General features: G+C 70.4%; 23 protein-coding genes and 1 tRNA gene. 9 read left to right on the top strand and 15 right to left on the bottom strand.

The window, feature by feature from the left end; all coding sequences use genetic code 11:
- Window positions 1-371 precede the first annotated feature (371 nt).
- The 6 genes from AXZ95_RS07995 (at window position 372) to AXZ95_RS07970 (ending at window position 4,671) form a co-directional block, all read left to right on the top strand.
- A complete protein-coding gene (locus tag AXZ95_RS07995; RefSeq protein WP_026307130.1) occupies window positions 372-1,064 on the top strand; it encodes a phosphocholine cytidylyltransferase family protein in 693 nt (230 codons plus the stop codon).
- Between the two features lie 73 nt (window positions 1,065-1,137).
- Window positions 1,138-2,001 carry an ABC transporter permease gene (locus AXZ95_RS07990; protein WP_018190508.1) on the top strand — a complete coding sequence of 288 codons (864 nt, stop codon included), beginning with the start codon at window positions 1,138-1,140 and terminating at the stop codon, window positions 1,999-2,001.
- Window positions 2,002-2,736 carry an ABC transporter ATP-binding protein gene (locus AXZ95_RS07985; RefSeq protein WP_018190507.1) on the top strand — a complete coding sequence of 245 codons (735 nt, stop codon included), beginning with the start codon at window positions 2,002-2,004 and terminating at the stop codon, window positions 2,734-2,736.
- Window positions 2,737-2,862: 126 nt separating this feature from the next.
- Complete coding sequence (locus tag AXZ95_RS07980; protein ID WP_133638814.1) at window positions 2,863-3,180, top strand: hypothetical protein; 318 nt, start codon at window positions 2,863-2,865, stop codon at window positions 3,178-3,180.
- A gap of 150 nt (window positions 3,181-3,330) precedes the next feature.
- Window positions 3,331-3,639, top strand: a complete 309-nt coding sequence (locus AXZ95_RS07975) for a helix-turn-helix transcriptional regulator (RefSeq protein ID WP_018190505.1) — start codon at window positions 3,331-3,333, stop codon at window positions 3,637-3,639.
- 27 nt (window positions 3,640-3,666) lie between these two features.
- A complete protein-coding gene (locus tag AXZ95_RS07970) occupies window positions 3,667-4,671 on the top strand; it encodes a hypothetical protein (protein WP_018190504.1) in 1,005 nt (334 codons plus the stop codon).
- Window positions 4,672-4,698: 27 nt separating this feature from the next.
- On the opposite strand, the gene AXZ95_RS07965 is transcribed toward AXZ95_RS07970, so the two are convergent.
- From AXZ95_RS07965 to AXZ95_RS07950, 4 genes are all read right to left on the bottom strand, one after another.
- Window positions 4,699-5,583, bottom strand: coding sequence for a glycosyltransferase (locus tag AXZ95_RS07965; RefSeq protein WP_018190503.1), 885 nt, complete (start codon window positions 5,581-5,583; stop codon window positions 4,699-4,701).
- On the bottom strand, window positions 5,576-6,394 hold the full coding sequence (locus AXZ95_RS07960) for a CDP-alcohol phosphatidyltransferase family protein (protein WP_018190502.1): 819 nt from the start codon (window positions 6,392-6,394) through the stop codon (window positions 5,576-5,578). Before AXZ95_RS07960 ends, AXZ95_RS07965 begins: the two co-directional genes overlap by 8 nt.
- Window positions 6,395-6,396: 2 nt before the next feature.
- Complete coding sequence (locus AXZ95_RS07955) at window positions 6,397-7,440, bottom strand: glycosyltransferase family 2 protein (RefSeq protein WP_018190501.1); 1,044 nt, start codon at window positions 7,438-7,440, stop codon at window positions 6,397-6,399.
- Between the two features lie 124 nt (window positions 7,441-7,564).
- On the bottom strand, window positions 7,565-9,349 hold the full coding sequence (locus AXZ95_RS07950) for a trypsin-like peptidase domain-containing protein (protein WP_018190500.1): 1,785 nt from the start codon (window positions 9,347-9,349) through the stop codon (window positions 7,565-7,567).
- 145 nt (window positions 9,350-9,494) lie between these two features.
- On the opposite strand from AXZ95_RS07950, the gene AXZ95_RS07945 reads away from it, so the two are divergent.
- Complete coding sequence (locus tag AXZ95_RS07945; protein ID WP_018190499.1) at window positions 9,495-10,691, top strand: aminotransferase class I/II-fold pyridoxal phosphate-dependent enzyme; 1,197 nt, start codon at window positions 9,495-9,497, stop codon at window positions 10,689-10,691.
- A gap of 34 nt (window positions 10,692-10,725) precedes the next feature.
- Here the strand turns inward: AXZ95_RS07945 and AXZ95_RS07940 are convergent, their stop codons facing one another.
- Genes AXZ95_RS07940 through AXZ95_RS07905 form a run of 8 tightly spaced genes read right to left on the bottom strand, consistent with a single transcriptional unit; the run spans window position 10,726 to window position 17,149 of the window.
- A complete protein-coding gene (locus AXZ95_RS07940) occupies window positions 10,726-11,106 on the bottom strand; it encodes a hypothetical protein (RefSeq protein ID WP_018190498.1) in 381 nt (126 codons plus the stop codon).
- Window positions 11,106-11,942, bottom strand: coding sequence for a carbon-nitrogen hydrolase family protein (locus AXZ95_RS07935; RefSeq protein WP_018190497.1), 837 nt, complete (start codon window positions 11,940-11,942; stop codon window positions 11,106-11,108). The genes AXZ95_RS07940 and AXZ95_RS07935 overlap by 1 nt, the downstream gene beginning before the upstream one ends.
- The gene (locus AXZ95_RS07930; RefSeq protein WP_018190496.1) at window positions 11,939-13,717 is read right to left on the bottom strand and encodes an ATP-binding protein; all 1,779 of its coding nucleotides are present in this window, start codon (window positions 13,715-13,717) and stop codon (window positions 11,939-11,941) included. The genes AXZ95_RS07935 and AXZ95_RS07930 overlap by 4 nt, the downstream gene beginning before the upstream one ends.
- The gene (locus tag AXZ95_RS07925; protein ID WP_018190495.1) at window positions 13,714-14,103 is read right to left on the bottom strand and encodes a response regulator; all 390 of its coding nucleotides are present in this window, start codon (window positions 14,101-14,103) and stop codon (window positions 13,714-13,716) included. The genes AXZ95_RS07930 and AXZ95_RS07925 overlap by 4 nt, the downstream gene beginning before the upstream one ends.
- Window positions 14,096-14,290 (bottom strand): hypothetical protein, encoded by a 195-nt coding sequence (locus tag AXZ95_RS07920; protein WP_018190494.1) that lies wholly within the window; start codon window positions 14,288-14,290, stop codon window positions 14,096-14,098. Before AXZ95_RS07920 ends, AXZ95_RS07925 begins: the two co-directional genes overlap by 8 nt.
- Window positions 14,287-15,060 carry a PHP domain-containing protein gene (locus AXZ95_RS07915; RefSeq protein WP_018190493.1) on the bottom strand — a complete coding sequence of 258 codons (774 nt, stop codon included), beginning with the start codon at window positions 15,058-15,060 and terminating at the stop codon, window positions 14,287-14,289. Before AXZ95_RS07915 ends, AXZ95_RS07920 begins: the two co-directional genes overlap by 4 nt.
- Window positions 15,057-16,070, bottom strand: a complete 1,014-nt coding sequence (locus AXZ95_RS07910) for an ATP-grasp domain-containing protein (protein ID WP_018190492.1) — start codon at window positions 16,068-16,070, stop codon at window positions 15,057-15,059. Before AXZ95_RS07910 ends, AXZ95_RS07915 begins: the two co-directional genes overlap by 4 nt.
- Window positions 16,067-17,149: a response regulator gene (locus tag AXZ95_RS07905; protein ID WP_018190491.1), complete on the bottom strand. Its 1,083-nt coding sequence runs from the start codon at window positions 17,147-17,149 to the stop codon at window positions 16,067-16,069. Before AXZ95_RS07905 ends, AXZ95_RS07910 begins: the two co-directional genes overlap by 4 nt.
- A 119-nt stretch (window positions 17,150-17,268) precedes the next feature.
- Here AXZ95_RS07905 and AXZ95_RS07900 point away from each other — a divergent pair.
- Window positions 17,269-17,342 (top strand) — tRNA-Met (locus tag AXZ95_RS07900).
- Between the two features lie 32 nt (window positions 17,343-17,374).
- Here the strand turns inward: AXZ95_RS07900 and AXZ95_RS07895 are convergent.
- A complete protein-coding gene (locus AXZ95_RS07895) occupies window positions 17,375-19,681 on the bottom strand; it encodes a hypothetical protein (protein WP_018190490.1) in 2,307 nt (768 codons plus the stop codon).
- 126 nt (window positions 19,682-19,807) lie between these two features.
- Here AXZ95_RS07895 and AXZ95_RS07890 point away from each other — a divergent pair, with 126 nt between their 5' ends.
- Entirely contained in the window at window positions 19,808-20,947 is a 1,140-nt protein-coding gene (locus AXZ95_RS07890) for an ROK family transcriptional regulator (RefSeq protein ID WP_018190489.1), read from the top strand.
- 16 nt (window positions 20,948-20,963) lie between these two features.
- Here the strand turns inward: AXZ95_RS07890 and AXZ95_RS07885 are convergent, their stop codons facing one another.
- Together AXZ95_RS07885 and AXZ95_RS07880 are read right to left on the bottom strand one after the other, a co-directional pair.
- Window positions 20,964-21,440: a hypothetical protein gene (locus AXZ95_RS07885; RefSeq protein ID WP_018190488.1), complete on the bottom strand. Its 477-nt coding sequence runs from the start codon at window positions 21,438-21,440 to the stop codon at window positions 20,964-20,966.
- The gene (locus AXZ95_RS07880) at window positions 21,440-22,633 is read right to left on the bottom strand and encodes an ROK family transcriptional regulator (protein WP_018190487.1); all 1,194 of its coding nucleotides are present in this window, start codon (window positions 22,631-22,633) and stop codon (window positions 21,440-21,442) included. Before AXZ95_RS07880 ends, AXZ95_RS07885 begins: the two co-directional genes overlap by 1 nt.
- Between the last annotated feature and the right edge of the window lie 22 nt (window positions 22,634-22,655).

Below are 22,655 nucleotides of genomic sequence, written 5' to 3'. Positions count from 1 at the left end.
CTCTGTGATCCCCGTTTCGCCGTCTCCGCCGCTTCCGTCGCCCGACCCTCCTCGGGCTCAGTGCTCTGGGGACGCGCGTGCTCGGAACTCACCCCGCTAACGTACCAATACCCACGCGCCTGCGTACCCCCCGCACGAGCGTGACGCGATCGGTCTGCTCCGAATGTCCTGTGAGGAACATAACGACCCAACAACGACATCCGTCAACCCCTGCCCCCCGCGTATGCCCCCCGGTAGTCTGTGGGAGGCATGAAGGGGTGTCTAAACGCGTAAGCGCGGATGAATTCCTGGGTGAGCCTCTCCCGGGCGAGGCCGGCGGCGACGAAGGAAGTCGCTGCACAGGCCGGGCCGCGTAGGACAAGGAGATGATTGTGACGACCCAGGTAGTGATTCTCGCGGCCGGCATGGGAAGCCGACTCGGACGGAGCCTTCCGAAGCCGCTGACCGAACTGAACGACGGCCGCACCATCATGCAGCAGCAGTTCGACAACATCCACGCGGCGTTCGGCAAGGACGCCCAGGTGACGATCGTCGTCGGCTACAAGCTGGAGCACATCATCGAGGCGTTCCCGGACGCCCAGTTCGTCTACAACGAGCAGTACGACCAGACCAACACCTCCAAGAGCCTCATGCGCGCCCTGCAGGCATCGGGCCCCGGCGGCGTGCTCTGGATGAACGGCGACGTGGTCTTCGACCCGGCCGTCCTCGTACGCGGTGCCGCCATGGTGGCCCGCGACCAGACCTTCGTCACCGTGAACACCTCGTCCGTCGCGGACGAGGAGGTCAAGTACACGACCGGCCCGGAGGGCTACATCCAGGAGCTGTCCAAGACCGTCAAGGGCGGTCTCGGCGAGGCGGTCGGCATCAACTACATCTCCTCCGGCGACAAGGCCGCCCTGCTGCGTCAGCTGCAGCGCGTCGGCGACCAGGACTACTTCGAGCGCGGCATCGAGCTGGCGATCGAGCAGGACCGCCTGCTGGTCGAGCCGGTGGACATCTCGGACCTGTACGCCGTCGAGGTCGACTTCCAGGAGGACCTGGAGCGCGCGAATCTTTTCGTATAGTCGGATGTCGGCGTGAGCTTTCACGCGGCTTCGATCAATACGATGGGTTCTCGTGACCAGTATCCCGACTGAAGTGCGCCCTGCGCAGCGTTCGCGCTTCTCGCGCTACCGGCACTCGCTCTGGCTGCTGACCAAGCGCGACCTCCGCGTCCGCTACTCGACGAGCGTCCTCGGCTACCTGTGGTCGATCCTCGATCCGCTCGTGATGAGCGCGATCTACTGGTTCGTCTTCACGGTCATCTTCAAGCGCGATGTCGGTGAGAACCCGTACATCGTCTTCCTGCTCGCCGCCCTGCTGCCGTGGATGTGGTTCAACGGCGCCGTCTCGGACAGCACGCGGGCGTTCATCCGCGAGGCGAAGCTGATCCGCTCGACGATGATCCCGCGGACCATCTGGGTGAACCGGATCGTTGCGTCCAAAGGCATCGAGTTCCTGCTGTCCTTGCCGGTGCTGGCGTTCTTCGCCGTGCTCACGGGCGCGCGCCTCAACGTCGACGTGCTGCTGTTCCCTGTCGCGATCCTCATCCAGACGGTGCTGACCATCGGCGTCGGGCTGATCGTGGCGCCGCTCGTCGTGTTCTTCCGCGACCTGGAGCGCGCCGTGAAGCTGGCACTCCGCTTCCTCTTCTACGCCTCCCCCATCATCTACAGCGCCCGCGACCTGCCCGGCGGGTGCGGGGCAGGAATCGCCGCGCGGCACTGCGCCGCCTACCTCACCGCCCATCCCGGCGCGCAGACGGACGTGCTGTTCTCGCTGCATTTCTGGTCGGCGTTCAACCCGCTCACCGGCATCTTCAGCCTCTACCGCTCGGCGTTCTTCGCCGAGGAGCTGGACTGGTTCCTGGTCGGCGTCAGCGCGGCGATGTCACTGGTGCTGCTGGGGATCGGCTGGCTCGTCTTCAAGCACTTCGAGCGCGACGTCCTGAAGGAGATCTGAGTGCCCCCCGTCATCGCCGTCGACGGTCTCGGCGTGCGCTTCCGCCGCAATCGCGGAGCCCGCCGCTCGTTCAAGGATCTCTTCTCCACCCGCGAGCGCCGGGTGCGCCCGGACGACTTCTGGGCGCTCCGCAACGTCAGTTTCGACGTGCAGCCGGGTGAGGCGATCGGCGTGGTCGGCCGCAACGGCCAGGGCAAGTCGACGCTCCTGAAGCTCGTCGCCGGCGTCATGCTGCCGGACGAGGGAACCGTGACCGTGCGCGACGGGGTCGCCCCGCTGATCGAGATCACGGGTGGATTCGTCGACGACCTCACGGTGCGCGACAACGTCTACCTGACGGCCGGCCTGCACGGCATGACCCGCTCCCAGATCGACGAGCGGTTCGGCGAGATCATCGACTTCGCCGAGATCGGCGACTTCGTCGACACCCCGTACAAGCATCTGTCGAGCGGCATGAAGGTGCGCATCGCGTTCTCCGTCATCTCGCAGCTGGAGGAGCCGGTGCTGCTCGTCGACGAGGTGCTGGCCGTCGGCGACCGCGGCTTCCGGGAGAAGTGCTATCGGCGCATCGAGGAGCTCCTGGCGGGCGGGAGGACGCTGTTCTTCGTCTCGCACAACGAGAAGGACCTGCGGCGCTTCTGCGAACGCGGGCTCTACCTCGACAAGGGCGCGCTCGTGCTCGACGGACCGATCGGGGATGTCCTGGAGCTGTACAACGCCGACTACGGCACCTGAGTTCGAGCGTTCTCCCCAGGGCGTGAAACCGTCCCCAGAAAAGATTTCGGCGGGTTCTCCCCGGAAGTGGTGTTCGTGCCCGATTTCGGGGCGTCGAGCGTCGGAGGGGCTGGTTAGCGTCGTCGCATGAATCGTCTCCGGTTTCTTCGCAGCCCCTCTCCCGCCCCTCGTCCGCGCCGCCTGGCGTACCCCGTCCCGTGGCTGGTCGACCGCTCCGCGGCACCCCACTACCGCCTGGTCAATGCGGGGAAGGAGACGCTCAACGGGGTGACCCTGAGCGTCTCCGGAAGCGCCCGGCTGCGGGTCAGCGCGCCCACCTCCGTGCCACCGGGCGAGGCTGTCCGGGCGAGCCTGTCCGGCCCGGAACCGGCCCGCGACACCGTGCTGGTCGTGCGGTGGTTCCCGCCGGACGGCCGCGAGTACCTCTGGCAGATCAGCTTCTGACGAGCGCTCTCCGGGTCGCACGCGCGGCCCGGAGGGCTCCCGCGGAATACCGGTATCACCGGCATTTTCTGTGACCAACGCGTGAGGTTCGACGTTCGGGGTGCTCGTGCTCTGGAGCAGAAGGGGCGTTCGGCTCTTCACTGATGAACTATGAAGAACCCCGCAGGGACCGCCGCCCTCCTGCTCGGCGAACGCATCCGTCGTGCCCGTGTCCGCCTGGGCCTCAGCCAGGAGGCGATCGCGAGCCTCGCCGCCATGCACGTGACCAACTTCGGCAAGATCGAACGCGGAGGGGCGAACCCCAGCCTGCTGACGATGATGCGCATCGCGGCGGTGCTCGGGACCGACGTGTCGACGCTCACGCAGGACATCTCGACCGAACACCTGCCGAGCGACGTCCGCGTGCTGTCGGCGCGCGACTACCTGAGCGCACGGGAACGGCGCCGCCGGTCGTCTTGATCGGGAACCGGCCTACACTCTGAGGAGATGGCTAAGAAGCAGCAACCGATCATCTCCGTCACCGGAGGACCGTCGCGCGGCGGAGACACCCCGCGCGCGGTGAACACGACCCTGGACCGCTTTCTCGGCATCCAACGGCCGGTCGTGGTGGCCCACCTGCGCAGCATCCGCCGCCGTCACCCGGACGCGTCCGCGGACGAACTGGCCCGCATCCTCGAACGCCGGTACCTCGCCGCCGTGACGAGTGGTGGGGCCGCGGTCGGAGCCACCGCCGTCATCCCGGCGATCGGCACCGGCATCACCCTAGCCCTCTCCGGGCTGGAGACGGCCGGTTTCCTGGAGGCGACCGCCCTGTACGCGCAGTCGATGAGCGAGTTGCACGGCATCGCCGTCGACGACCCCGAGCGCGCCAGGGCCCTGGTGCTCACGATGATGCTCGGCAAAGAGGGATCCGACCTCGTGCGTCAGTTGGCCGGCCAGTTCGGCGGGGGCGGTGTGACCCGTACCGCCTACTGGGGCGAGCTCGTCACCTCGACGCTTCCGAGCATGGTCGTCGGTCCGCTGGTCGACCGGCTGAAGAACGCGTTCATCCGCCAGTTCGCGGTGCGCGGCGGGGCGAGCATCCTCGCCCGCGCCATCCCGTTCGGCGTCGGTGCCGTCATCGGCGGCACGGGCAACAACATCCTCGGGCGACGCGTCGTGCAGAACGCGCGTCTCGCGTTCGGCCCGCCACCGCTCGTCATCCCCGAGGTCCTCACCCCGAACGAAGGCCCGGGAGCGGTGCGTCGCCTCGGTACGGCGACCGGCACGCGCGTGGTCCGGGTGGGCACCGTGCTCCGGGGCGCACTCCCCCGCCGCGGGCGGCGGAAGGATGCGCCGACGGAGGCCATCGAGTCCGAACTGCCGCGGGGTCCGTACGTCATCGAGTCCGGCCCCTCCGGCGCTCCGGCCGACGCGCCCACAGGCGGTGGGACCGCCGCTGAGGGCTCCGCAGACGACGGCGAGGCGGGAAGCCGGCGCCAGGTCGGCTGACCGCGTCCAGGGGGCGCCACCGGGTGTTCAGACGATCGGTGGCCGTCCTGCTGCCGTCATCCGCGCCACGGTCCTCCACCGCAGCGGGCGTCGCTCGCCCGGGTCGGTGCGCCAGCCCTCGGCCCAGCCGCCGAACCACGCACGCAGGACGGCGGGCTTGCGGAACCAGCGCAGCAACTGGATGCCGGTCCACGATCCGACATAGAGCGGGATGAGCACAGCCGGGAGGTTACGGCGGGCCAGCCACACGCGGTTCCGCGCGTTGAGCCGGTAGTAGTACGAGTGCCGGGTCGGCGACACGGACGGATGCTCCGCCACGAGGTCGCCCGCGTACCAGACGCGCTTGCCCTGGTCCCAGACCTTCCAGGCGAGGTCGATGCCCTCGTGCGCATAGAAGAACGGATCGGCCCAGCCGCCGGCCTGCTCGAAGACGGCACGCGGCAGCAACACGGCGGCCTCGAGCACGGCGAACACATTGCTGGAGCGCTCCGGGTCGCCCTTGCGGATGCGCGGGATCCAGCGCCGGGGCGCCGGCGCGCCGTCGGGCACGCGAAGCCGGGGCTGCAGCATCCCGATGCCGGGGTCGTCCCGGAGCTTGGCGACGGCGTCCGCCAGGAACGTGCGCGACGGGATGTCCGCATCGTCGTCGAGGAAGAACAGCCACTCGCCGTGCACCAGCGGCACCCCCGCGTTGCGTCCGGCGGGGATGCCCACGTTGTCGGGCAGGGCGAGCACGTGCACGCCTGCGGGAAGCGCCGGATCTGCGGTGGCCGGGTCCCACCCGTTGCCGACCACGACGACGTCGGTGGTCACGCCCTCCTGGGCGAGCACCGACTCCACGCCGCGTCGCAGTTCGACCGGCCGGGCGCCCTGCGTGAGCACCACGACCGCGACCGCGGGCAGCTCAGCCACGGACCCGCCGCGACGCCATGATGGTCACGAAGTGCCCGATCAGCGCCAGGATCGACAGCGGGACGAGCGCGCAGAGCAAGATGCGGTCGGCGAGCGTCGCGCCGATGAACAGGCCGACGATGGAGAAGACGAAGATCAGGATGGTGAGCTCCACCGAGTGGTACAGCCGGTGGAACGGGAGGAACTTCGCCGCACGCCGCAGCGTCGCGATGAGCCCGTGCGTCGGCGCGTACTCCGACTGCGTGTCGGCGAGCTTCGGCAGTCCGGCGTTGGCGCGCGCCACGCGCACCATGTCGTTCAGCGCCTTGTTGAGCACGATCACCAGGGCGAGCAGGGTGCCGAGGTTCGTCCAGAGGAAGTCCTCCGGCGTCTCCAGCGGATAGCCCGCCGCGCGGATGCCGAGGACGATCGCGATCAGCGTCTCTGTCGAGTAGTGGCCGACGTTGTCGAGGAAGATGCCCGCGGGCGACGACGTGCGGCGCCAGCGCGCCACCTCGCCGTCGCAGCAGTCCACCAGCATCTGCAGCTGGCCGAGCACCAGCGCGAGCGCCGCGCCGGCGATGCCCGGGATGAGCAGGGCCGCGGCGGTCGCCCATCCCGTCAGGATCATCAGGCCGGTCACGCCGTTCGCCGAGATCGAGGTCTTGAGCAGCACCCACGTCAGATACGGCGACAGGTTGCGGAGGTACAGCGAGGCCGTCCAGTGCTCCGCGTTGCGGCGTCCGCGCACCTCTGGGGGCTGCGCGACGGCCTTCAGCTCGGCGATCGAGGACGGACGGGCGCCGTGCGCCGCAGGTCCGGGTGCGGTCATGCCTACCTTCCCGTGTGGGCCGTGATGTTGCGGGTGAGCGACAGGTATCCGAGGACGAAGCCGATCCCCCAGCTGAAGTGGATGCACGGCAAGACTACGAGAAACCACAGGAACGGGCGAAAACCGTCGCGTCGCCCCCAGAGCAGCGCGGAGATCACGACGATCACCACGTAGAGAGCCGGGATGGCGAAGCCCCAGAGCAGCCACGGCGCGGCGCCGAGGAGGGCCTGGATGATGCCGACGATGCCGAGCACCGTGCCGACGGCGACGCCCACCACCATCACGGGCGGTGCGAAGTAGCGCAGGCCATTGGATGCCGGGAAGCGCCGGGCGAGCTCGCCCCGCCAGATACCGGTGGAGAAGAACTGCCGGGCGAGCCGGTACAGGTTCGGGCGGGGGCGGTAGGTGACCTTGAGCCGCGGCGTGAACCAGACCGTGCCACCCGTGGTGCGGAGGCGCCGGTTGAGCTCCCAGTCCTGGCCGCGCTTGATCTCCTCGTCGAAGAGGCCGACCTCGATCAGGCGATCGCGGCGGAACACGCCGAGGTAGACCGTCTCGGCCGGACCGGCCTCGCCGCCGACATGCAGCTTCGTGCCGCCCAGGCCCACGCGGCTCCCGTATGCGCGCGCGACGGCGCGCTCGAAGTCGGTGGTGCCCTGTGCATCCATCAGTCCGCCGACGTTGTCGGCGCCCGTCTCCAGGATGGTCTCCACGGCGACGCGCGCGTAGTCCGGCGGAAGGACGCTGTGCGCGTCCACCCGGATCACGATCGGGTACTGCGACTCGCGGATGGCGAGGTTCAGACCGGCGGGCGTCGAGCCCACGACGTTGTCGACGACCCGGATGCGGCTGTCGACGGCCGCGAGCTCCTCGACCAGCTGGGTCGTGCCGTCCATGCTCGGACCGAGGGCGATGGTGACCTCGAACGGCCCGGCGTAGTCCTGCGCCAGAAGGCTGTCGACGGCGGCCCGCACGTGGGTGACCTCGTTGAGCACGGGCATCACGTACGAGACACCGGGGAGGGTGTTCACGATGTCGTCCGGCATCTGGTCCTTCGCTGTAGCGGGTCGGCGTCGAGCCTATCAGCCGGGTCTGCGGCGCAGCCGGGAACGGGGAAGGGCCGCCCCGCGCCTGCGGGACGGCCCTTCTCGGTGTGCTCGGTCGGCGCGATCACTCGGCGGGGAGGGACCCCAGCGTCACGGTCGCGGTCTTGGTCTGACCGTCGCGGATGTAGGTGACGTCGACCTTCGAGCCGGCCGCCTGCGCGCGGACCTGGGCGGTCAGGTCGGTGGCGTCGGTGATCGGGGTGTCGTCGAGGTTCACCACGATGTCGCCGGCCTTGAGGCCCGCACCCGCCGCGGCGCCGCCGCTGGTGACGCTCTTGATCAGTGCGCCGACGGTGGTGGCCTTGCTGTCGGTGCTCGCGTCGGCGACCGACGCGCCCAGCAGGCCGTGCGTGGCGGAGCCGCTCTTGATGATCTCGTCGGAGACGCGCTTGGCCAGGTTCGACGGGATGGCGAAGCCGACGCCGATGCTGCCGGACTGCGAGCCGTCGGAGCTCGAGCCGCCCGCGCTGGCGATGGCGACGTTGACGCCGATCAGTTCGCCCTTGCTGTTGAGCAGCGCACCACCGGAGTTGCCCGGGTTGATGGACGCGTCGGTCTGGATGACCGGGAGCGAGATCGTTCCGGCGCTCTGCTGCTGTTGCTGCTGCTGACCGCCCTGGTCGGGGAAGTCGAAGTTGAACGGGTTCTGGCTGCCGCCGTCGCTGTTCGAGTCGTCCTTCGGAGCGGCCGAGGAGGCGATGCTGATGCTGCGGTTGAGCGCGCTGACGATGCCGTCGGTGACCGTGCCGGAGAGGCCGAGCGGCGCACCGATGGCGACCGTGGTGTTGCCCACGTTGAGCTTGCTCGAGTCGCCCCAGCTGATCGGGGTCAGCCCGGAGGCCTTGTCCAGCTTGATGACGGCGAGGTCGGTGGTCGGGTCGGTTCCGACGATCTTGGCCGTGTAGATCTTGCCGTCGTTGTCGGTGACCGTCACGTTGACGTTGGCCGCCTGGCCGTCGAGCGTCACGACGTGCGTGTTGGTGAGCACGTAGCCGTCGGAGGTCAGGATGATGCCCGAGCCGGTGCCGCCGGAGCTCGACGCGCTCACCGAGATGGTGACGACGCTCGGGGACGCCTTGGCAGCGACCGCGGTGATGGTGCTCGCGTCGTTGGAGTCGTTCACCGTGATGTTCTGCGGGCCGGAGACGGTCTTGATCGTCGCGTTGCCGCCGTCGGTGGCGGCGTAGATGCCGACACCGGCTCCGGCGCCGGCGATGCCGCCGACGAGCGCGCCGATGGCGAGCGTCGCGATGATGAGGCCGGTGCTGCGGTTCTTGGCGGGCTTCGCCGGAGCCGTGGCGGTCGCGGCGCCCGGTGCGCCGGCGTAGCCCTGCTGGTGGGCGTTGGGGGCGTAGGGCTGCTGCGGCTGCTGGCCGTACCCGGCGGGCTGGCCGAAGGCGCCGTTGCCGTAGTGCGGCTGCTGCGGCTGCTGCGGCGGCTGCTGCTGGCCGTACGGCTGCCCGTAGGTCTGCGGCTGCGGCTGGTGCTGCTGCGCCTGGTACGGCGCGCCGGTGGGCTGCGGAACCGTCGGCTGCGCGGCGGTGGGCTGCGGCTGGGTCGGCTGCGCGGCGGTGGGCTGCGGCTGCGTCGGCTGTGCGGCGGTGTCGCCGGTGCTCTGCGCGGCCGGGGCGGTCCATCCGGCGCCGGCTGCGGGAGCCTGCTCGGCCGGGGTCTCGGCCGCGGGGGTCTGCGCCGCCGGAGCGGCGGGGGTCTCGGACGGCGCTGCGGGGGTCGCGGCGCCGGTGTGCTCGATGCTGGTGCGCTCAGTGCCGGCAGCATCCACGACCGCGTCGGTGTCGGCGTCGTGCTGGGGCTTCGCGGGCTCCGGGGTGTTCGGGGTGTCGGTCATGGTGTTGCTCCTTCCAAGCACAGACAGCTTGGGATGCGAACCTGGGCGTTCTATTTGCCGTTGCTGTGGGCGACCTTCTGCGTGTCGATGACTCTCCCCAACGTACCCAATGGGTTGGATGCGAGTAAGGCCGTAGCGTTGTCCTATGACGATCACGGGAGGCTGGCGGCGCGCCGCCACGGGTGCAGGACTGCTCGGAGCCGACGGCTCCGTGCGGCCGACGATCTTCGCCGAGATGAGCGCGCTGGCGTCGCGGACGGGCGCGATCAACCTCGGCCAGGGGTTCCCGGACGAGGACGGACCCGCCGCGGTGCTGGAGGCGGCCGTGGCGGCCATCCGCGACGGCGAGAACCAGTACCCGCCCGGGATGGGCATCCCCGACCTCCGCATCGCCGTCGCCGAGCACCAGAAGCGGTTCTACGGCATAGGGCTCGACCCGGACCGGGAGGTCCTCATCACCGCCGGTGCGACCGAGGCGATCGCGGCGACGCTGCTCGCGCTGCTCGAACCGGGCGACGAGGTGGTCACATTCGAGCCGTACTACGACGAGTACGGCGCCGTGATCACGCTGGCGGGCGGCGTGCACCGCACCGTGCCGCTGGAGCCGCCGGCCTTCCGCCCCGACCTCGACCGGCTGCGCGAGACGGTGACCGACCGCACACGCGCCATCCTCGTGAACACACCGCACAATCCCACAGGCAGCGTGCTCGACCGGGAGACGCTCACCGCGATCGTAGAGCTGGCCGAGCGGCACGACGCCGTGATCATCACCGACTCCGTCTACGAGCACCTGACGTTCGGGCCAGAGCACATCCCGATCGAGACGCTGCCGGGTGCCCGGGAGCGCACGATCGCGATCTCGTCCGGTGGCAAGACCTTCAACACGACGGGCTGGAAGGTCGGCTGGTTGACGGCCCCTCCGGAGCTCGTCACCGCGGTGCTCGCCGTGAAGCAGTTCCTCACCTACGTGAACGGCGCGCCGTTCCAGCCGGCGATCGCCGCGGGGCTGCGGCTCCCGGACGTCTACTTCACCGGCATCGCCGAGGCTCTGGCCCACAAGCGGGATGTGCTCTCCGCCGGGCTCGCCGCGGCCGGCTTCGGCGTCTTTCCTTCGGACGGGACCTACTTCGTGGTCGCCGACGCAGCCCCGCTCGGCTTCCCGGAGGGCGTCGAGCTGTGCCGTCGGCTGCCGGAGCTGGCCGGAGTCGTCGCGGTGCCGCTCGGCGCGTTCAGCCGGGGCGAGTATTCGGCGCGGACTGCATCCCTGGTCCGGTTCGCGTTCTGCAAGCGCATCGACGTGCTCGAGGAGGCGGCACGGCGACTCGCCGCGCTGCCCCGCTGAGCGATCGACACCGGCAGCGGCATCGACCGATCCGTCACTGGCGGAGTTCGCCGGCGAAGAGCTGCGCCGCCCGAAGCCGGCCGCCGATGTCGGCGACGCACTGTTCGAACACGGCCTTGGCCTTGGTGGCGCCGATCGCCCCGCCGCTCACCGCCGCGCCCACCTGGTCGCGCGACAGCCGGGCGACCAGGCGTCCCTCCTGATCGACCTGGAACCGCAGCAGGAAGGTGATCCGCAGCTGCGACCCGGCGAGTCCGCCGAAGAGGACGGTCATGGCGGTGCTCCCCCGCTGCACGGTGAACGCGCCGTTCGGCGCCGGCGTCACCGCGAAGCCCTGCCCGCGCAGGGCATCGAGGACGATCCCGCGGCCCTGCTCGTGGTCGCCGGTGAGGAAGAAGTCGTGCGTCGTCGCCATCAGAGCGGACTCACCCGGTAGCGGCGCAGGGCGAGCGCGGGATTGCGCTCCCGCACCTCACGCACCCGTGCGACCGACACGTCGGCGACGGCGACACCGGTCGTGTCGGCGAGTCCGGCCAGCGTGACCCCCATCGGATCGAGGATCGCGCTCGCGCCGACCCCGATCGACGGCGGGTGGTCGGCCGCGGCGACGTAGAGGGTGTTCTCGATGGCGCGCGCCGCGAGCAGCGTCGACCAGTGGAACTCCTTCAGCGGGCCACGGACCCATTCGGCGGGCACGGCCACCAGCAGCGCCCCGGCGTCCGCGAGGCGACGCGTCACCTCCGGGAAGCGCAGGTCGTAGCAGGTCTGGAGGCCGACGGTCACGCCGTCCACCTCGAAGGTCTGCGGCTCGTCCAGGTCGCCCGGGACGACCCACTCGGACTCCTTCGCCCCGAACGCGTCGTAGAGGTGCTGCTTGCGGTACGTCGCGAGCACGTCGCCCGACGGACCCACCGCGACGAGGGTGTTCGAGAACCGGTGCGCCTGATCGGTGCGCTCGACGAGGCCGGCCACCACGAACAGCCCGTGCTCGCGGGCGGCGGCGGAGAGGGAGCTGACGAAGTCGCCGTCGAGCGGCTCGGCGTTCCGGGCGAACGACGGCCCGAGCGGATCGGTGAAGTACGAGGCGTACTCGGGCAGGATCACGAGGCGGGCGCCGCGGGATGCCGCGACCGCGATGAGGCCGGCGACCACATCCCGGTTGTGCACCCGGTCGTCGCCCGGCGCGAACTGGGCGACCGCGACCGCGATGGTGCGGTCGTCGACGGTGAGCTCTGCAGGCCGGTCGGTCATGGCGCCACCTCCACGTGCGGGATCGCCTCGGTCACGGGCCGCGGCGTCTCCACCGGCAGGACGATGCTGATCGACGTTCCGACCCCCTCCTCGCTGGCGATGTCGAGGCGGCCGCCGTGAGCGGTCACGATGGCCTTCGTGATGGTCAGGCCGAGTCCGACGCCCGGAACCGCGTTGCGGGTCGCGGTGGACGCACGGAAGAAGCGCTGCGACAGCTGGCTCAACTCCACGGCGGGGATGCCGATGCCGGTGTCCCTCACGGCGATCACAGCCTCGTCGCCCTCGTGGCGCAGCGCCACGGTGACGGTGCCGCCGGACGGCGTGAACTTGAGCGCGTTCGAGACCAGGTTGTCGACCGCCTGGCCGAGCCGGAGCGTGTCGCCGCGGACATCGACGGTGTGGTCGGGGACTTCGGCGACCAGGGTCACGCCCGCGTTCGCGGCGACCGGGCGGGCGGACTCCACGGAGGCTGCGACCACCGTGTTCAGCTCGACGTCCTTGATGTCGAGCGGGAACCGCCCCGACTCCACCTGTGCGGTGAAGAGCAGGTCGCCGACCAGACGGAGCAGCCGGTGCGCGTTGCGCTCGGCGACCGCCAGATACTGCAGCTGCTCCTCCGACAGCGGATCCTCGTCATCGTCGCGCAGCAGCTCCAGGTAGCCCAGGATCGAGCTGAGCGGGGTCCGCAGCTCGTGCGAGATGAGCCCGACGAACTCGTCCTTGAGCCGAGCGAACTCGCGCGCCTCGGTCATGTCCGTCGCCACGAAGATGAAGCCGACCCGGTGGCCGTTCTCGTCGATGCGCGGTGTCGCCGCCACCTGGACGACGACGCGCTTGCCGTCCGGCCGCACGTACGTCCAGTCGCGCACATCGGCCGATCCGGCACGGACGGTGTCGACCAGGGCCGAGAAGTCGTCGGTGCTGGAGACGGTCGTGAACCGCGCATCCATATCCTGCAGCCGCTCCGCGAGCTCGGACGACAGGTGGAAGTCGATGATGTGGTACTTGCCGTCGAGCACCTGCTTCTCGGTCAAGCCGAGCATCTTCTCCGCGCCGGGGTTCCATACGTCGATGAGTCCGTCGAGGTCGGTGCCGATGACGGACTGCTCGGTTACGGCGTTCCAGATGCTCTGGATGAGGCGGTTCGCGGTCTTCAGCCTCGCCTCGTTGAGCACCAGCTCGTCCTGCGCCTGCACGGCCTGGGCGAGCAGGGTCTCCTGTCGGTCCCCGGCCTCCCGCGCCGCGGCCAGCTGCACCCGCATCCTGTGCGCGATCTCGTTGATCACGATCGCGACGATCAGGTAGATGACCGGCGAGAAGAACGCGCGGACGACGTCGCCCGCCGACCGGGTGGCCCCGTCCACCACGAGCGGCGCCAAGAGCACGACGAACGTCGTAAGCGAGGCGATGAGGATGTTGATCCGGCCCGCCTCGGAGGCGATCCAGACGAACGGCAGCAGGGTCAGCACGACGAACGGCGAGGCCGATGAGCCCGTCCCGAGCCGCAGCAGCCCGACCGCGAGCAACGACAGAACCGGGATGACGACCGCCCACTCCGGATGCAGATGCCGCCACGGGATGATGAGCGAGAACACGGTCGCGACGACCACCAGGGCGATGCCGGCCAGGAACAGCGGGGCGTTCGTGATGGGCACGCCGTTCGGCAGAGCGGCGATGAGCGCGGCGATCGCGAAGCCGACGATCGTCGGGACCTGCTTCATGAACGCCGAGGGCGAATCCAGCGGGAGGCGGCTGAGCCACCGGTCGAGGGTCATGCGGGCTCCCCCAGTTCGAGCATCTCGCGGATGCGGGTCGACAGCACGCGCGGGCTGAACGGTTTGACGATGAAGCTGTCCGACCGGTCGGCCACGACACCGTGGTCCGTGAGCAGCTGGACCGACGCCGACACCATGAGGATGAGGGTCGAGCGGGTGCCGTCGTCCGCGCGGATCGCCTCGGCCACCTCCACGCCGTTGAGTCCGGGCATCGAGATGTCGAGGACGGCCAGGTCGATCCCGCCCGCCTGGACGGCGGCGAGGGCGGCGGAGCCGTTGTCGACGGCCGCGACGATCTCCACCCCCGCACGGTTCGCGGCGATGGTCATCAGCCCGCGGATGTCGTCATCGTCGTCCGCGATCACGACCCGCTTGCGCTCAGACATGGAGGAACACCGTCCGGACGACGACGATCGCGGCGCAGATCAGCAGCGCGATCCCGCCGAAGAGCGGGAGGCGGAACTCCCAGCGGCGGTCACGATCCAGCTCGTCCTGGATGCGCTCGCGGAGTTCACCGGAGGGCTCGGCCGAATACCCCGCGGGTTCTCCGGACGAGTGTCGGGCTGGGCTCACCGTGCGTCCTCCTTCTCCGCGCCCACCCGCGCGACGGCTTCGTCCAGCAGAGCGGGGACGCGGTCGTAGCGCCCGACATCGGCGGCGACATGACTGTCGGTGGAGGCGACGATACGCGCTCCGGCGTCCAGCAGCGCCGCGATGGCGTCCGGGCCGGGGCAGTTCCACTTCTCGTTGACCTCGACGATGGTCCCGGTCGCCGCGGCGGCCTGAGCCCAGGCCGCCAGTCGATGCTCCCCGAGCCGCGTCTCATCGAGGCCGACCTTCGGCAGGATCGAGAACCAGTGCGCCAGCTGCGCGTGCGGAGTGCGCTCCATCGCGCGGATGCTGCCCTCGATGAGCAGGTCGAGCGCGTCGTCGTCCGACAGGCCGGCGTCGAGCCGCTCGCGCGTGGCCGTGGGCGACCAGGGGCCGTCCGTGCCGGGGAACTGGTGGTCGCCGATGACGACGGCATCCACCCCACCGGAGCCGACGACCAGGCCGGGTGGGATGTCGACGGCGCCCGACGCATCCAGCAGCTTCGCCTCCACCCCGGTGAGCACCGTCAGACCGTCCGGGACGCGCTCCCCCGCGACCGCGGAGAGGAACTCGGGGACCCAGGTCGTCGACGCGCGCACGTGGTCGGTGAGGCGGATCGTCCGCAGGCCGACGGCGGACGCCGCGGCGATGTTCTCCGCCAGGGTGCTCCGCGCGTCGTCCGAGAACGTCGAGTGGACGTGGAAGTCGCCGTGCAGCAGCGCGGGCAGCCGGCCGGCCTCCGTCGCGCTCACTCCTCCGGACCCTCCGCGTGCGCCGCGTTCTCGGAGACGAGCACGTCGCCGGGAGCGAGGAAGACGTCCTCCAGGAACCGCACGTTGGCGAGCTCCTCGAAGTCGACGGCCGATGGCACGGGCCGGCCGAGGACCAGGTCGAGCAGGAGGGACGGCATGTCGACCCCGGCCGCGATGGTCAGCGGCATGGCGCCGGGGAAGCGCGGGTTCACCTCGAGCAGCGCCGGGATGCCGTCGGTGCTGTACCGCAGCTGCACGTTCGCGACGCCCGTGAGGCCGATCGCGCGGGCGACCGCCGCGGCGGTGTCGGAGAGCTCGGCCCGCCGCACCGTGCGTCCGGCGATCGAGACGCCCGAGTCCACGCGCTCCCGCGACCGCGGGACGGCCGCGATGACGTTGCCGTCGAGCCCCGCGAGGACGTCGACGGAGAACTCCTCGCCGGGCAGGTTCTCCTGGATGATGATGCTCTCGTCGGTGCCGAGGGCCTCCAGAGTGCCGCGATCCGCGATGAGGCGGACGCCCCGTGATCCGGCGCCGCTGCGCGGCTTGATGATGACCGGGAAAGTCCAGTCGGCGCCGACGCCCTCCCCGTTCAGCAGCCGCGTGACCGGCACGCGCGCCTGGTCGCCGACCCGCTGGACGAGGGCGAACTTGTCGAGGCAGGTCACCAGGGTGTCGTGCGAGGGCGCGGCCAGCTTCGTGCCGACCGCCTCGAGCTCGTCGCGGCGCGCGGCGAGCCCCGGGAGCTCGACGTCGACCGTCGAGAACAGCACGTCGATGCCGTCCTCCCGGCTCATGGCGATGAGCGCATCGACGAAGCCGTCCGAGCGCCCGGGCGGCACGATCCGCCTGCGCCCCTCCTCCACCAGATACAGGCCGCTGGCCCATCCGTCCATGTCGGCCGCGTAGACCTCGACATCGTCGCGGGCCAGCAGCGAGCGGATCACCGCGACGCCGGCAGGGCCGCCGGCTCCCGTCACCAGGACACGGGTACGGGTGGAATCGGTCATTCAGCGGTCCTGTTCAGTCGGTTTCCCGCGACGCGCGCGTCGGAGTGTATGGCGGAGGCGGGCACCGAGATGTCGGCGGTGTCGCGCATGACCTCCAGCGGCTCGCAGTTCTTGCCGCCGCCGAAGCGCGACCAGTACCGGGCCGTCGCGAGCACGAAGTCCGGCTCGAGATAGTCGCGCAGCTCGGTCTGCGAGCGGAAGCAGTCGATCAACTGCAGCTTGGTCTCGGTGAACCCGTCGATCGGGACGAAGCGGGTGGGACGGAAGTCGATGGTGGCGGACGGGCTCTGGTAGCAGCAGACGGTCCGCACCGACCGGGTGGCGACGTTCGTCGCGGCGTGCACCGCGCGGTGGTCCTGATGGCGGTCGTGCGACGAGTGCGTGTAGACGATGTCCGGCTGGATCTCGGCGACGACGCGCTCGATGATGCCCACCGTCGGATCCGCCGCCGAGATGTGGGTGTCCTCCAGGTCTTCGAGGAACAGCCGGGCGCCGAGGAGCTCGGCCGACGCGAGGGACTCGTGCTGCCGGTCGTCGGCGTCGCCGCCGCGAGCGCCGCGCGACAGCGTGAGGATCACGACGTCATTGCCCGCGTCACGGTGCGCCGCGAGGATGCCGCCGACGCCGATCTCGACGTCGTCGGGGTGAGCACCGATCGCGAGCACCACCTGGCGGCGCGCTGCTGCTCGCTTGACGCGCCCTTCTGCGGCGAGACGGTTGACGATCGCGACCAGCTCAGCCGAGGCGACCGGTTTGCTCAGGAACTCGTCCGCCTGGGCCCGAAGCGCCGAGACCGCGTAGTCGACTGAGACGTGCGCGGTCATCACGACGACCGGCATGCCCGGATACTGGGCGCGCAGTTCCTTGAGCAGGTCGAGGCCGGTGATGCCGGGCATCTCGATGTCGGTGATGACGAGGTCCGGCTCGAACTCGGCGATCGTCGCCAGGGCGATGGAGGGATTCGTCACCGCGATCGCGACCGCATCCGCGCGCTTCTCCAGCACGGTCTTCATGAAGAAGGCGACATCGGGGTCGTCCTCGACCACGACCACCCGGTACTTCGTCACGACACTCGCCATCGCATCCCCTATCTGGGAACGACTCTAGTAGGACGCCCGGTCCACACGAGGGGACGCGCCCGGGCCGGTGTTCGCGATTTCACACCCCTCGGATCCCGTGCTAGAGTTTCTTCTTGTGCCGCGGGGTGGAGCAGCTCGGTAGCTCGCTGGGCTCATAACCCAGAGGTCGTAGGTTCAAATCCTGCCCCCGCAACCGATAAGGCCCCCTGATCAGGGATTCTCTGATCAGGGGGCCTTCTTCTTTTGACGCACGGGGCCCTTCTCGAGCGTCGGGCCGATCTGGTCGAGCGTGAGCGATGGCACAAAGGCGGGGTCCTCGTAGAGCCGCTGGAGCGCTGCCGTGTCGACCGCCCTCAGATCCGTGGCCGAAAACGCCGACTCGCCCGAAGCCGCCTTCCAGGCGCTCTGCCAGATCATCGCGAGCGTGAGCGCGCCGTCCACGAGCAGACCGATCGTCTGCTCGCCGAACGCGCTCCACAACGCGTCCGTCACCCGGACGCTCGAGTCGCCCGGCTTCGACGCGACGGCCGCGTACGCCGTGACGAGGGCGCGTGGATCGATGGCCTTCGCCGAGCGGTCCATCAACCGCACGATCGCGACGGCGGCTTCCTGCCCGGACGCGACGCCGGGAGGGAGCGTCGCCGTCGACAGCGCCGCCGTGATCCCGCTCACGATCTTGACGTCGTGCCGGTCGATCATGGTGGACTCGTACGCCGAGTGCACCCCCTTCCCGGTGCCGTCCTCCAGTCCGTCCGCCAGGAACGATCCGTGCAGCGGCTGGCAGGCGTCGCCGACATAGTGGGCGACGAGCCCGGCCGCCGCGACGTATCGCGCGACGTCCTTCGCTCGGACCGCGGCCACGAGCTCGTCGTAGAACTGCCAGACCCGGAACGGGAGGAGCCCGCGTTTGTCGGGCTCGGTGTGGCCGAGGCGCGTGTAGTAGTCCTGCCACACCGTCACGGAGACATCGGCCGGATCGGCGACGCAGCGCGCCCGGAGCGTCTCGCCGTCGAGCAGCTGGTCGATGTCGGCGAAGTGGGCGGGATGCTCCGGGCCGCTGCGGAACGCCGTGTCCCGACCACCCTTCACCGCGCTCGGCAGGTTCTTCCAGATCAGGTCGGGCACATCCGCGAGCGGAACGAAGCCGCCGTTCTTCTTGGCGAGGACGGTCGTCGTGTCGATCGAGCCGTGGCCGAGGCCAGCGAGGCTGAAGCTGATGCGGTCCGTGTTGGCCGCGAGCAGCCTGCGGAGCTTCGCGCCCGTCACCTTCTCGCAGGCGAAGGTGGCGATCGTGTAATGACCCGTCTTCCCCCAGTAGGGCTGCGGGCCTGTGTTGTAGTCGACGACAAGTTCGACGTCCAGCAGGCGCAGGATGCTGCTGAGACTGGTGGCGAGCGAGAAGTCGAAGGCCGCCCCGGAGGAGCCCAGGAAGCTCTGACCGCCCCACTGGACGGCGATCGGGCGCAGCGGAGCATCGCCGGCCTGCACCAGATACCAGACGGTGCCCGAGTCGCCGGGCCGTGACTGCGCGGCGACCGGCCCGGCGTCGCCATCCTGTCGCGCTTCCGGGTCCGGCGCGATCAGGAAGTCCGTCACATCGTCGAATCCGCCCCTGCTCCGGTAGCGGTAGAACAGCGCGGCGATGCGCCCGCGCAACTCGCCCGAAGCCGCCCCGAACGCCCGGACCCGCGCGCCGATCAGGCGCACGCCGATGTTGAGCTCGTTGAGGTCGGCGAGCTCTCCGGCGGCGGGAAGGCCGTAGCCCTGCGACGTCCACTCGGTGACGTCGTCCACCTCCACCAGGCCGACATCGAGGGTGGCGAAGCTGCGGCGCCCCGAGAACTGCGGGTAGACGTCCGAGAACGGCTTGCGGGTGAGGTGGCGCGAGCTCGCACGGCCGACCTCCGCGAGGGTGCCGCCGAGGAAGCTCGAGACCGGGCTGCCCGCCGGCCCGGTGACGTGACGGCTCGTCAGCGCGAAGACGGTGTGACCGTCGGTCACCAGCGTTCCCACGCTGCCCAGGTTCTGCACACCCTGGCTCTCGCTGACGAGCGGGAAGCCGCCACCGATCCGCGAGGTCGGCCAGGTGCGTGGCGGGAGAACCGACGCATCCGGTGCCGACTCCGTCACCCGGACGACGCACACCGGCACCGTGCGACCGTCCGGGAGGTAGAGGGTGCGGGGCACCAGTTCCTCCGGCGACTCCTGGTCCGCTCCTACGCCGAACCGGTCGGCGGGGATCCACTGGTCGACCAGAACGAGGATGCACGGCCAGGAGTAGTCGCGCACTTCGGAGTTGTCGAAGGTCCGCTCGCCGCGGGCGGCAGTGCGGGCCGCAGTGCGGGGCGCGCTCCCGGAGTCGGGGCGTTCTCCGGCCGGCCAGGGATCGCTCTTCCGGATCAGGTACAGGCCCACCGCGGTGCCGACCACGTTCTTCTTGTTGAGCAGATGCCAGTGATACTGGTCGCGCGCCTCGAGCAGGTCCGCCGTGGAGAGGCTGGCGAAGCTGCGGTCGGTGCCCAGAACATCCATGCGGTCCCCCATCCCGTCGCCGCGCCGAGGTTCGCCCCCGCCGGCGCGGCCAGGATAGTCCCGACGGGTGAACGTGAGGAGTCCGGATTCGCTAGTGTCGTGACGCAACGGGACGGCGGGAGAACAGTGGCTGAGGAGCACGGCAAGGCGACGCAGGCCGCCGTCCGCGAGCGGAATCTCACGACCGCGCTGCAGCTCGTGCTGTCGGGGAACGGCACGGCGACGCGCGCGGCGATCGCCCGCCGCACCGGCCTCACCAGCGCGACCGTCTCCTCCCTGCTCGCCGGGCTCATCGCCGACGGGCTCGTCATCGAGGGGCAGCTGGCCGAGAGCACCGGAGGGAAGCGCGCCACCACCCTCCGTGTCGCCGCCAAGAACCACGTCCTGCTGGCGCTGCTGGTGCAGCCGGGACTCGTCCGCGGCGCGGTCGTCGACCTGCTGGGCGACGAGCTCGCCACCGTGACGCAGCGCGCCGCGACACCGGGCTCCCTCGAAGACGTGCGCTCTGTCGCGCGACGGCTGGTCGCCTCCACCTCGGCACGGATCGTCGCGGTGGGCGTGCAGGTGCCGGGTATCGCGGACGGCCCTCTGATCCGCGAATCGGTTCAGCTCGGATGGACCGACGTGGACCTGGCGCGCGAGCTGTCCGGGATCGTGGACGCGCCCATCCATCTGATCAACGACGCGGACGCGGAGGCCATCGCCGACTCGATCACGTCCGACGACTTCGGGGCCAACCAGCTCTTCGTCTCTCTGAGCACGGGTGTCGGGGCGGCCGTCATCATCGACGGGGAGGTCGTCGCCGGCGCCGCGCATCGCGCCGGCGAGATCGGGCACGTCCCGGTGCTGTTCGGGCCTGATGCGCCGCTGTGCGCCTGTGGCAACCGCGGCTGCCTCGAGGAGATCGTCTCGGTGACGAGCCTGCTGGGCCTCCCCCACGGCACCGACCTCGAGGCGCTCGACCTCGCGGCCCTCGCTGCCGCTCCGGACTCGCGCGAGCGCATCGCGGACGGCGCTCGAGTGCTCGCCCGCGCGCTGCTGCTCGTCGCCGCCGCCCTCGACGTGCCGAACATCGTGATCGGCGGGGCGGCTCCTCGGCTCGGGCCCGAGTTCATCGGACACCTGCGCGCCGAGGCGGCGCGGCATCCGGTCAAGGCGGCCATGCCGCTGAGCTTCCGGTACGCCCGCGTGGGCCAGGAGCACCCCTACCGCGGGGCGGCGCAGTACGCGCTGAAGTCGGCGCTCGGCGTCACCTGGGCGCACTGACCCGGCCAGCGGTGCGTCAGCAGCCGGTCAGCAGTCCGAGCAGTGCGGCGCCGTGGCGGCGGTCGTGGCCGTAGGTCGCGATGTCGGCGTACGACGGATCCGGGCGCTCTCCCATGTCGACGACCAGCACCGAACGGCAGGTGGCGCGTACCGCATCCACCACCTGACGGGTCCACCGGGACGCCGCGTTGTCGGCGCCGACCACGACGACGGGCGTCGCGGTCGCGAGCACGAGCTCCGGATCGTCCGACGGCCCGACGGCGACGACCGGATTGCCGGACCAGGATGCAGAGGCATCGCTCCCCGGCTCGGCCCACGCCTCCTGCAGCGTGTACCAGCGCGGGACGCCCAGCACGTCGTTGTCGAGCGTCGCCAGCCGGACGACCGTGCACCGGCCGCGGAACGCCGTCAATGCCTCGCGCACGCCCGGAGCGAACCGGAACCCGCGCGAGGCGTCCAGATCGAGGTCGACCGCATCGGCGAGCAGGGTCATCACGACACCCCCAGCTGCGCGGAGAGCACCATCACGACGCAGCCGCGGAGCACGATGTCGCGGCCCTGGCTCGTCATCCGGACCGTGACGCCGGAGTGGAACCCGGCCATCGTCCGGTTGCGGAGGGTCTCGCGTACGGCATCCAGCAGCACGCCGTCGAGCAGCTCCTCCGGACCGGCGAGGACGACCTCCGACAGGTTCAGCGCACCGACGATCGGCGCGAGCGCGACACCGAGCCGCTGCCCGGCCTCCCGCAGCACCGGCTCGGCCGACGCCCCAGCGGCCTCGGCGGCCGCCACGCGCGACTCCAGCCGCGGGACGGCCAGCCAGGCCTCCAGGCACCGCTCGCGGTCGTACGGGGCCTCCGGCCCGGCATCCGTGCCGACCATCACCTGACCGATCTCGCCGGCGGCGAAGCGGCTTCCGAAGACCAGCGCACCGGCAACCAGCAGGCCGGAGCCGACACCGTGGCCCACCTTGACGAGCATCATGTCGCCCTGCGCGTCGGCGAAGCCGTGCTCCGCCAGAACCGCGACGTTCGCATCATTGGCGACGAAGACGGGCAGCCCGGTGCGTTCCGCGATGCGCTGCTGCAGCGGCTCATCGACCCAGCCGAGATTCGGGGCGGTGGCGACCACGCCATCCGCCTCGACGATGCCGGGCGACCCGATGCCGATGCCCAGCACCGGCGCGGAGGTGAGCTCCACCAGGCGGTCGACGAGCGCGAGCACCTTGGCGGTGGCCTCCTCGCCGCGGCTCCCGGCGAGTTCGACCTCCGCGGTCTGCAGGATGCGGCCGTCCATGTCGAGGACGGCTCCGCGGAACACCGCGTGCTCGCTGAGGTCGACTCCGACGATCTGCGTCGCGCCGCGGTTGACGTCGAGGAGCACCGCGGGCTTGCCCGGGCGGGCATCGTCGCGTTGGCCGAGCTCGACGACCAGGCCTTCGGCGATCAGCTCCCCCACGAGGTCCGAGATCGTGACGCGAGTCAGTCCCGTCGTCCTGGCGAGATCCGCCCGACTGGCGCGGCCGGAGCGGTACAGGGACTGCAGCACGAGCGAGCGGTTGTGGCCGCGTGCATGCTCGGGCAGCACCTTCGTCCGGGGCCGGAGCGCCCGGCCCGGGACGAGCCCATGGTCGGACGGCGCACCCCGATCGGAGGCGGTGGTGCGCTTGGCCAGGTCGATCGACATGTTTGTTAGTAAAGCTGACAAT

Origin of the sequence: Leifsonia sp. 115AMFTsu3.1 (genome assembly GCF_004362795.1) — a bacterium.
GTDB lineage: Bacteria > Actinomycetota > Actinomycetes > Actinomycetales > Microbacteriaceae > Leifsonia.
This window is presented reverse-complemented; position numbering and strand designations above follow the sequence as displayed.

What these genes read in the sequence shown, in the direction of transcription:
- AXZ95_RS07880 (WP_018190487.1), bottom strand. Translation starts at nt 22,633, where the DNA reads ATGTCGATCGACCTGGCCAAGCGCACCACCGCCTCCGATCGGGGTGCG.
- AXZ95_RS07935 (WP_018190497.1), bottom strand. Translation starts at nt 11,942, where the DNA reads ATGACCGACCGGCCTGCAGAGCTCACCGTCGACGACCGCACCATCGCG.
- AXZ95_RS07955 (WP_018190501.1), bottom strand. Translation starts at nt 7,440, where the DNA reads ATGCCGGACGACATCGTGAACACCCTCCCCGGTGTCTCGTACGTGATG.
- AXZ95_RS07975 (WP_018190505.1), top strand. Translation starts at nt 3,331, where the DNA reads ATGAAGAACCCCGCAGGGACCGCCGCCCTCCTGCTCGGCGAACGCATC.
- AXZ95_RS07940 (WP_018190498.1), bottom strand. Translation starts at nt 11,106, where the DNA reads ATGGCGACGACGCACGACTTCTTCCTCACCGGCGACCACGAGCAGGGC.
- AXZ95_RS07885 (WP_018190488.1), bottom strand. Translation starts at nt 21,440, where the DNA reads ATGACCCTGCTCGCCGATGCGGTCGACCTCGATCTGGACGCCTCGCGC.
- AXZ95_RS07905 (WP_018190491.1), bottom strand. Translation starts at nt 17,149, where the DNA reads ATGGCGAGTGTCGTGACGAAGTACCGGGTGGTCGTGGTCGAGGACGAC.
- AXZ95_RS07895 (WP_018190490.1), bottom strand. Translation starts at nt 19,681, where the DNA reads ATGGATGTTCTGGGCACCGACCGCAGCTTCGCCAGCCTCTCCACGGCG.
- AXZ95_RS07945 (WP_018190499.1), top strand. Translation starts at nt 9,495, where the DNA reads ATGACGATCACGGGAGGCTGGCGGCGCGCCGCCACGGGTGCAGGACTG.
- AXZ95_RS07930 (WP_018190496.1), bottom strand. Translation starts at nt 13,717, where the DNA reads ATGACCCTCGACCGGTGGCTCAGCCGCCTCCCGCTGGATTCGCCCTCG.
- AXZ95_RS07910 (WP_018190492.1), bottom strand. Translation starts at nt 16,070, where the DNA reads ATGACCGATTCCACCCGTACCCGTGTCCTGGTGACGGGAGCCGGCGGC.
- AXZ95_RS07960 (WP_018190502.1), bottom strand. Translation starts at nt 6,394, where the DNA reads ATGACCGCACCCGGACCTGCGGCGCACGGCGCCCGTCCGTCCTCGATC.
- AXZ95_RS07970 (WP_018190504.1), top strand. Translation starts at nt 3,667, where the DNA reads ATGGCTAAGAAGCAGCAACCGATCATCTCCGTCACCGGAGGACCGTCG.
- AXZ95_RS07950 (WP_018190500.1), bottom strand. Translation starts at nt 9,349, where the DNA reads ATGACCGACACCCCGAACACCCCGGAGCCCGCGAAGCCCCAGCACGAC.
- AXZ95_RS07980 (WP_133638814.1), top strand. Translation starts at nt 2,863, where the DNA reads ATGAATCGTCTCCGGTTTCTTCGCAGCCCCTCTCCCGCCCCTCGTCCG.
- AXZ95_RS07925 (WP_018190495.1), bottom strand. Translation starts at nt 14,103, where the DNA reads ATGTCTGAGCGCAAGCGGGTCGTGATCGCGGACGACGATGACGACATC.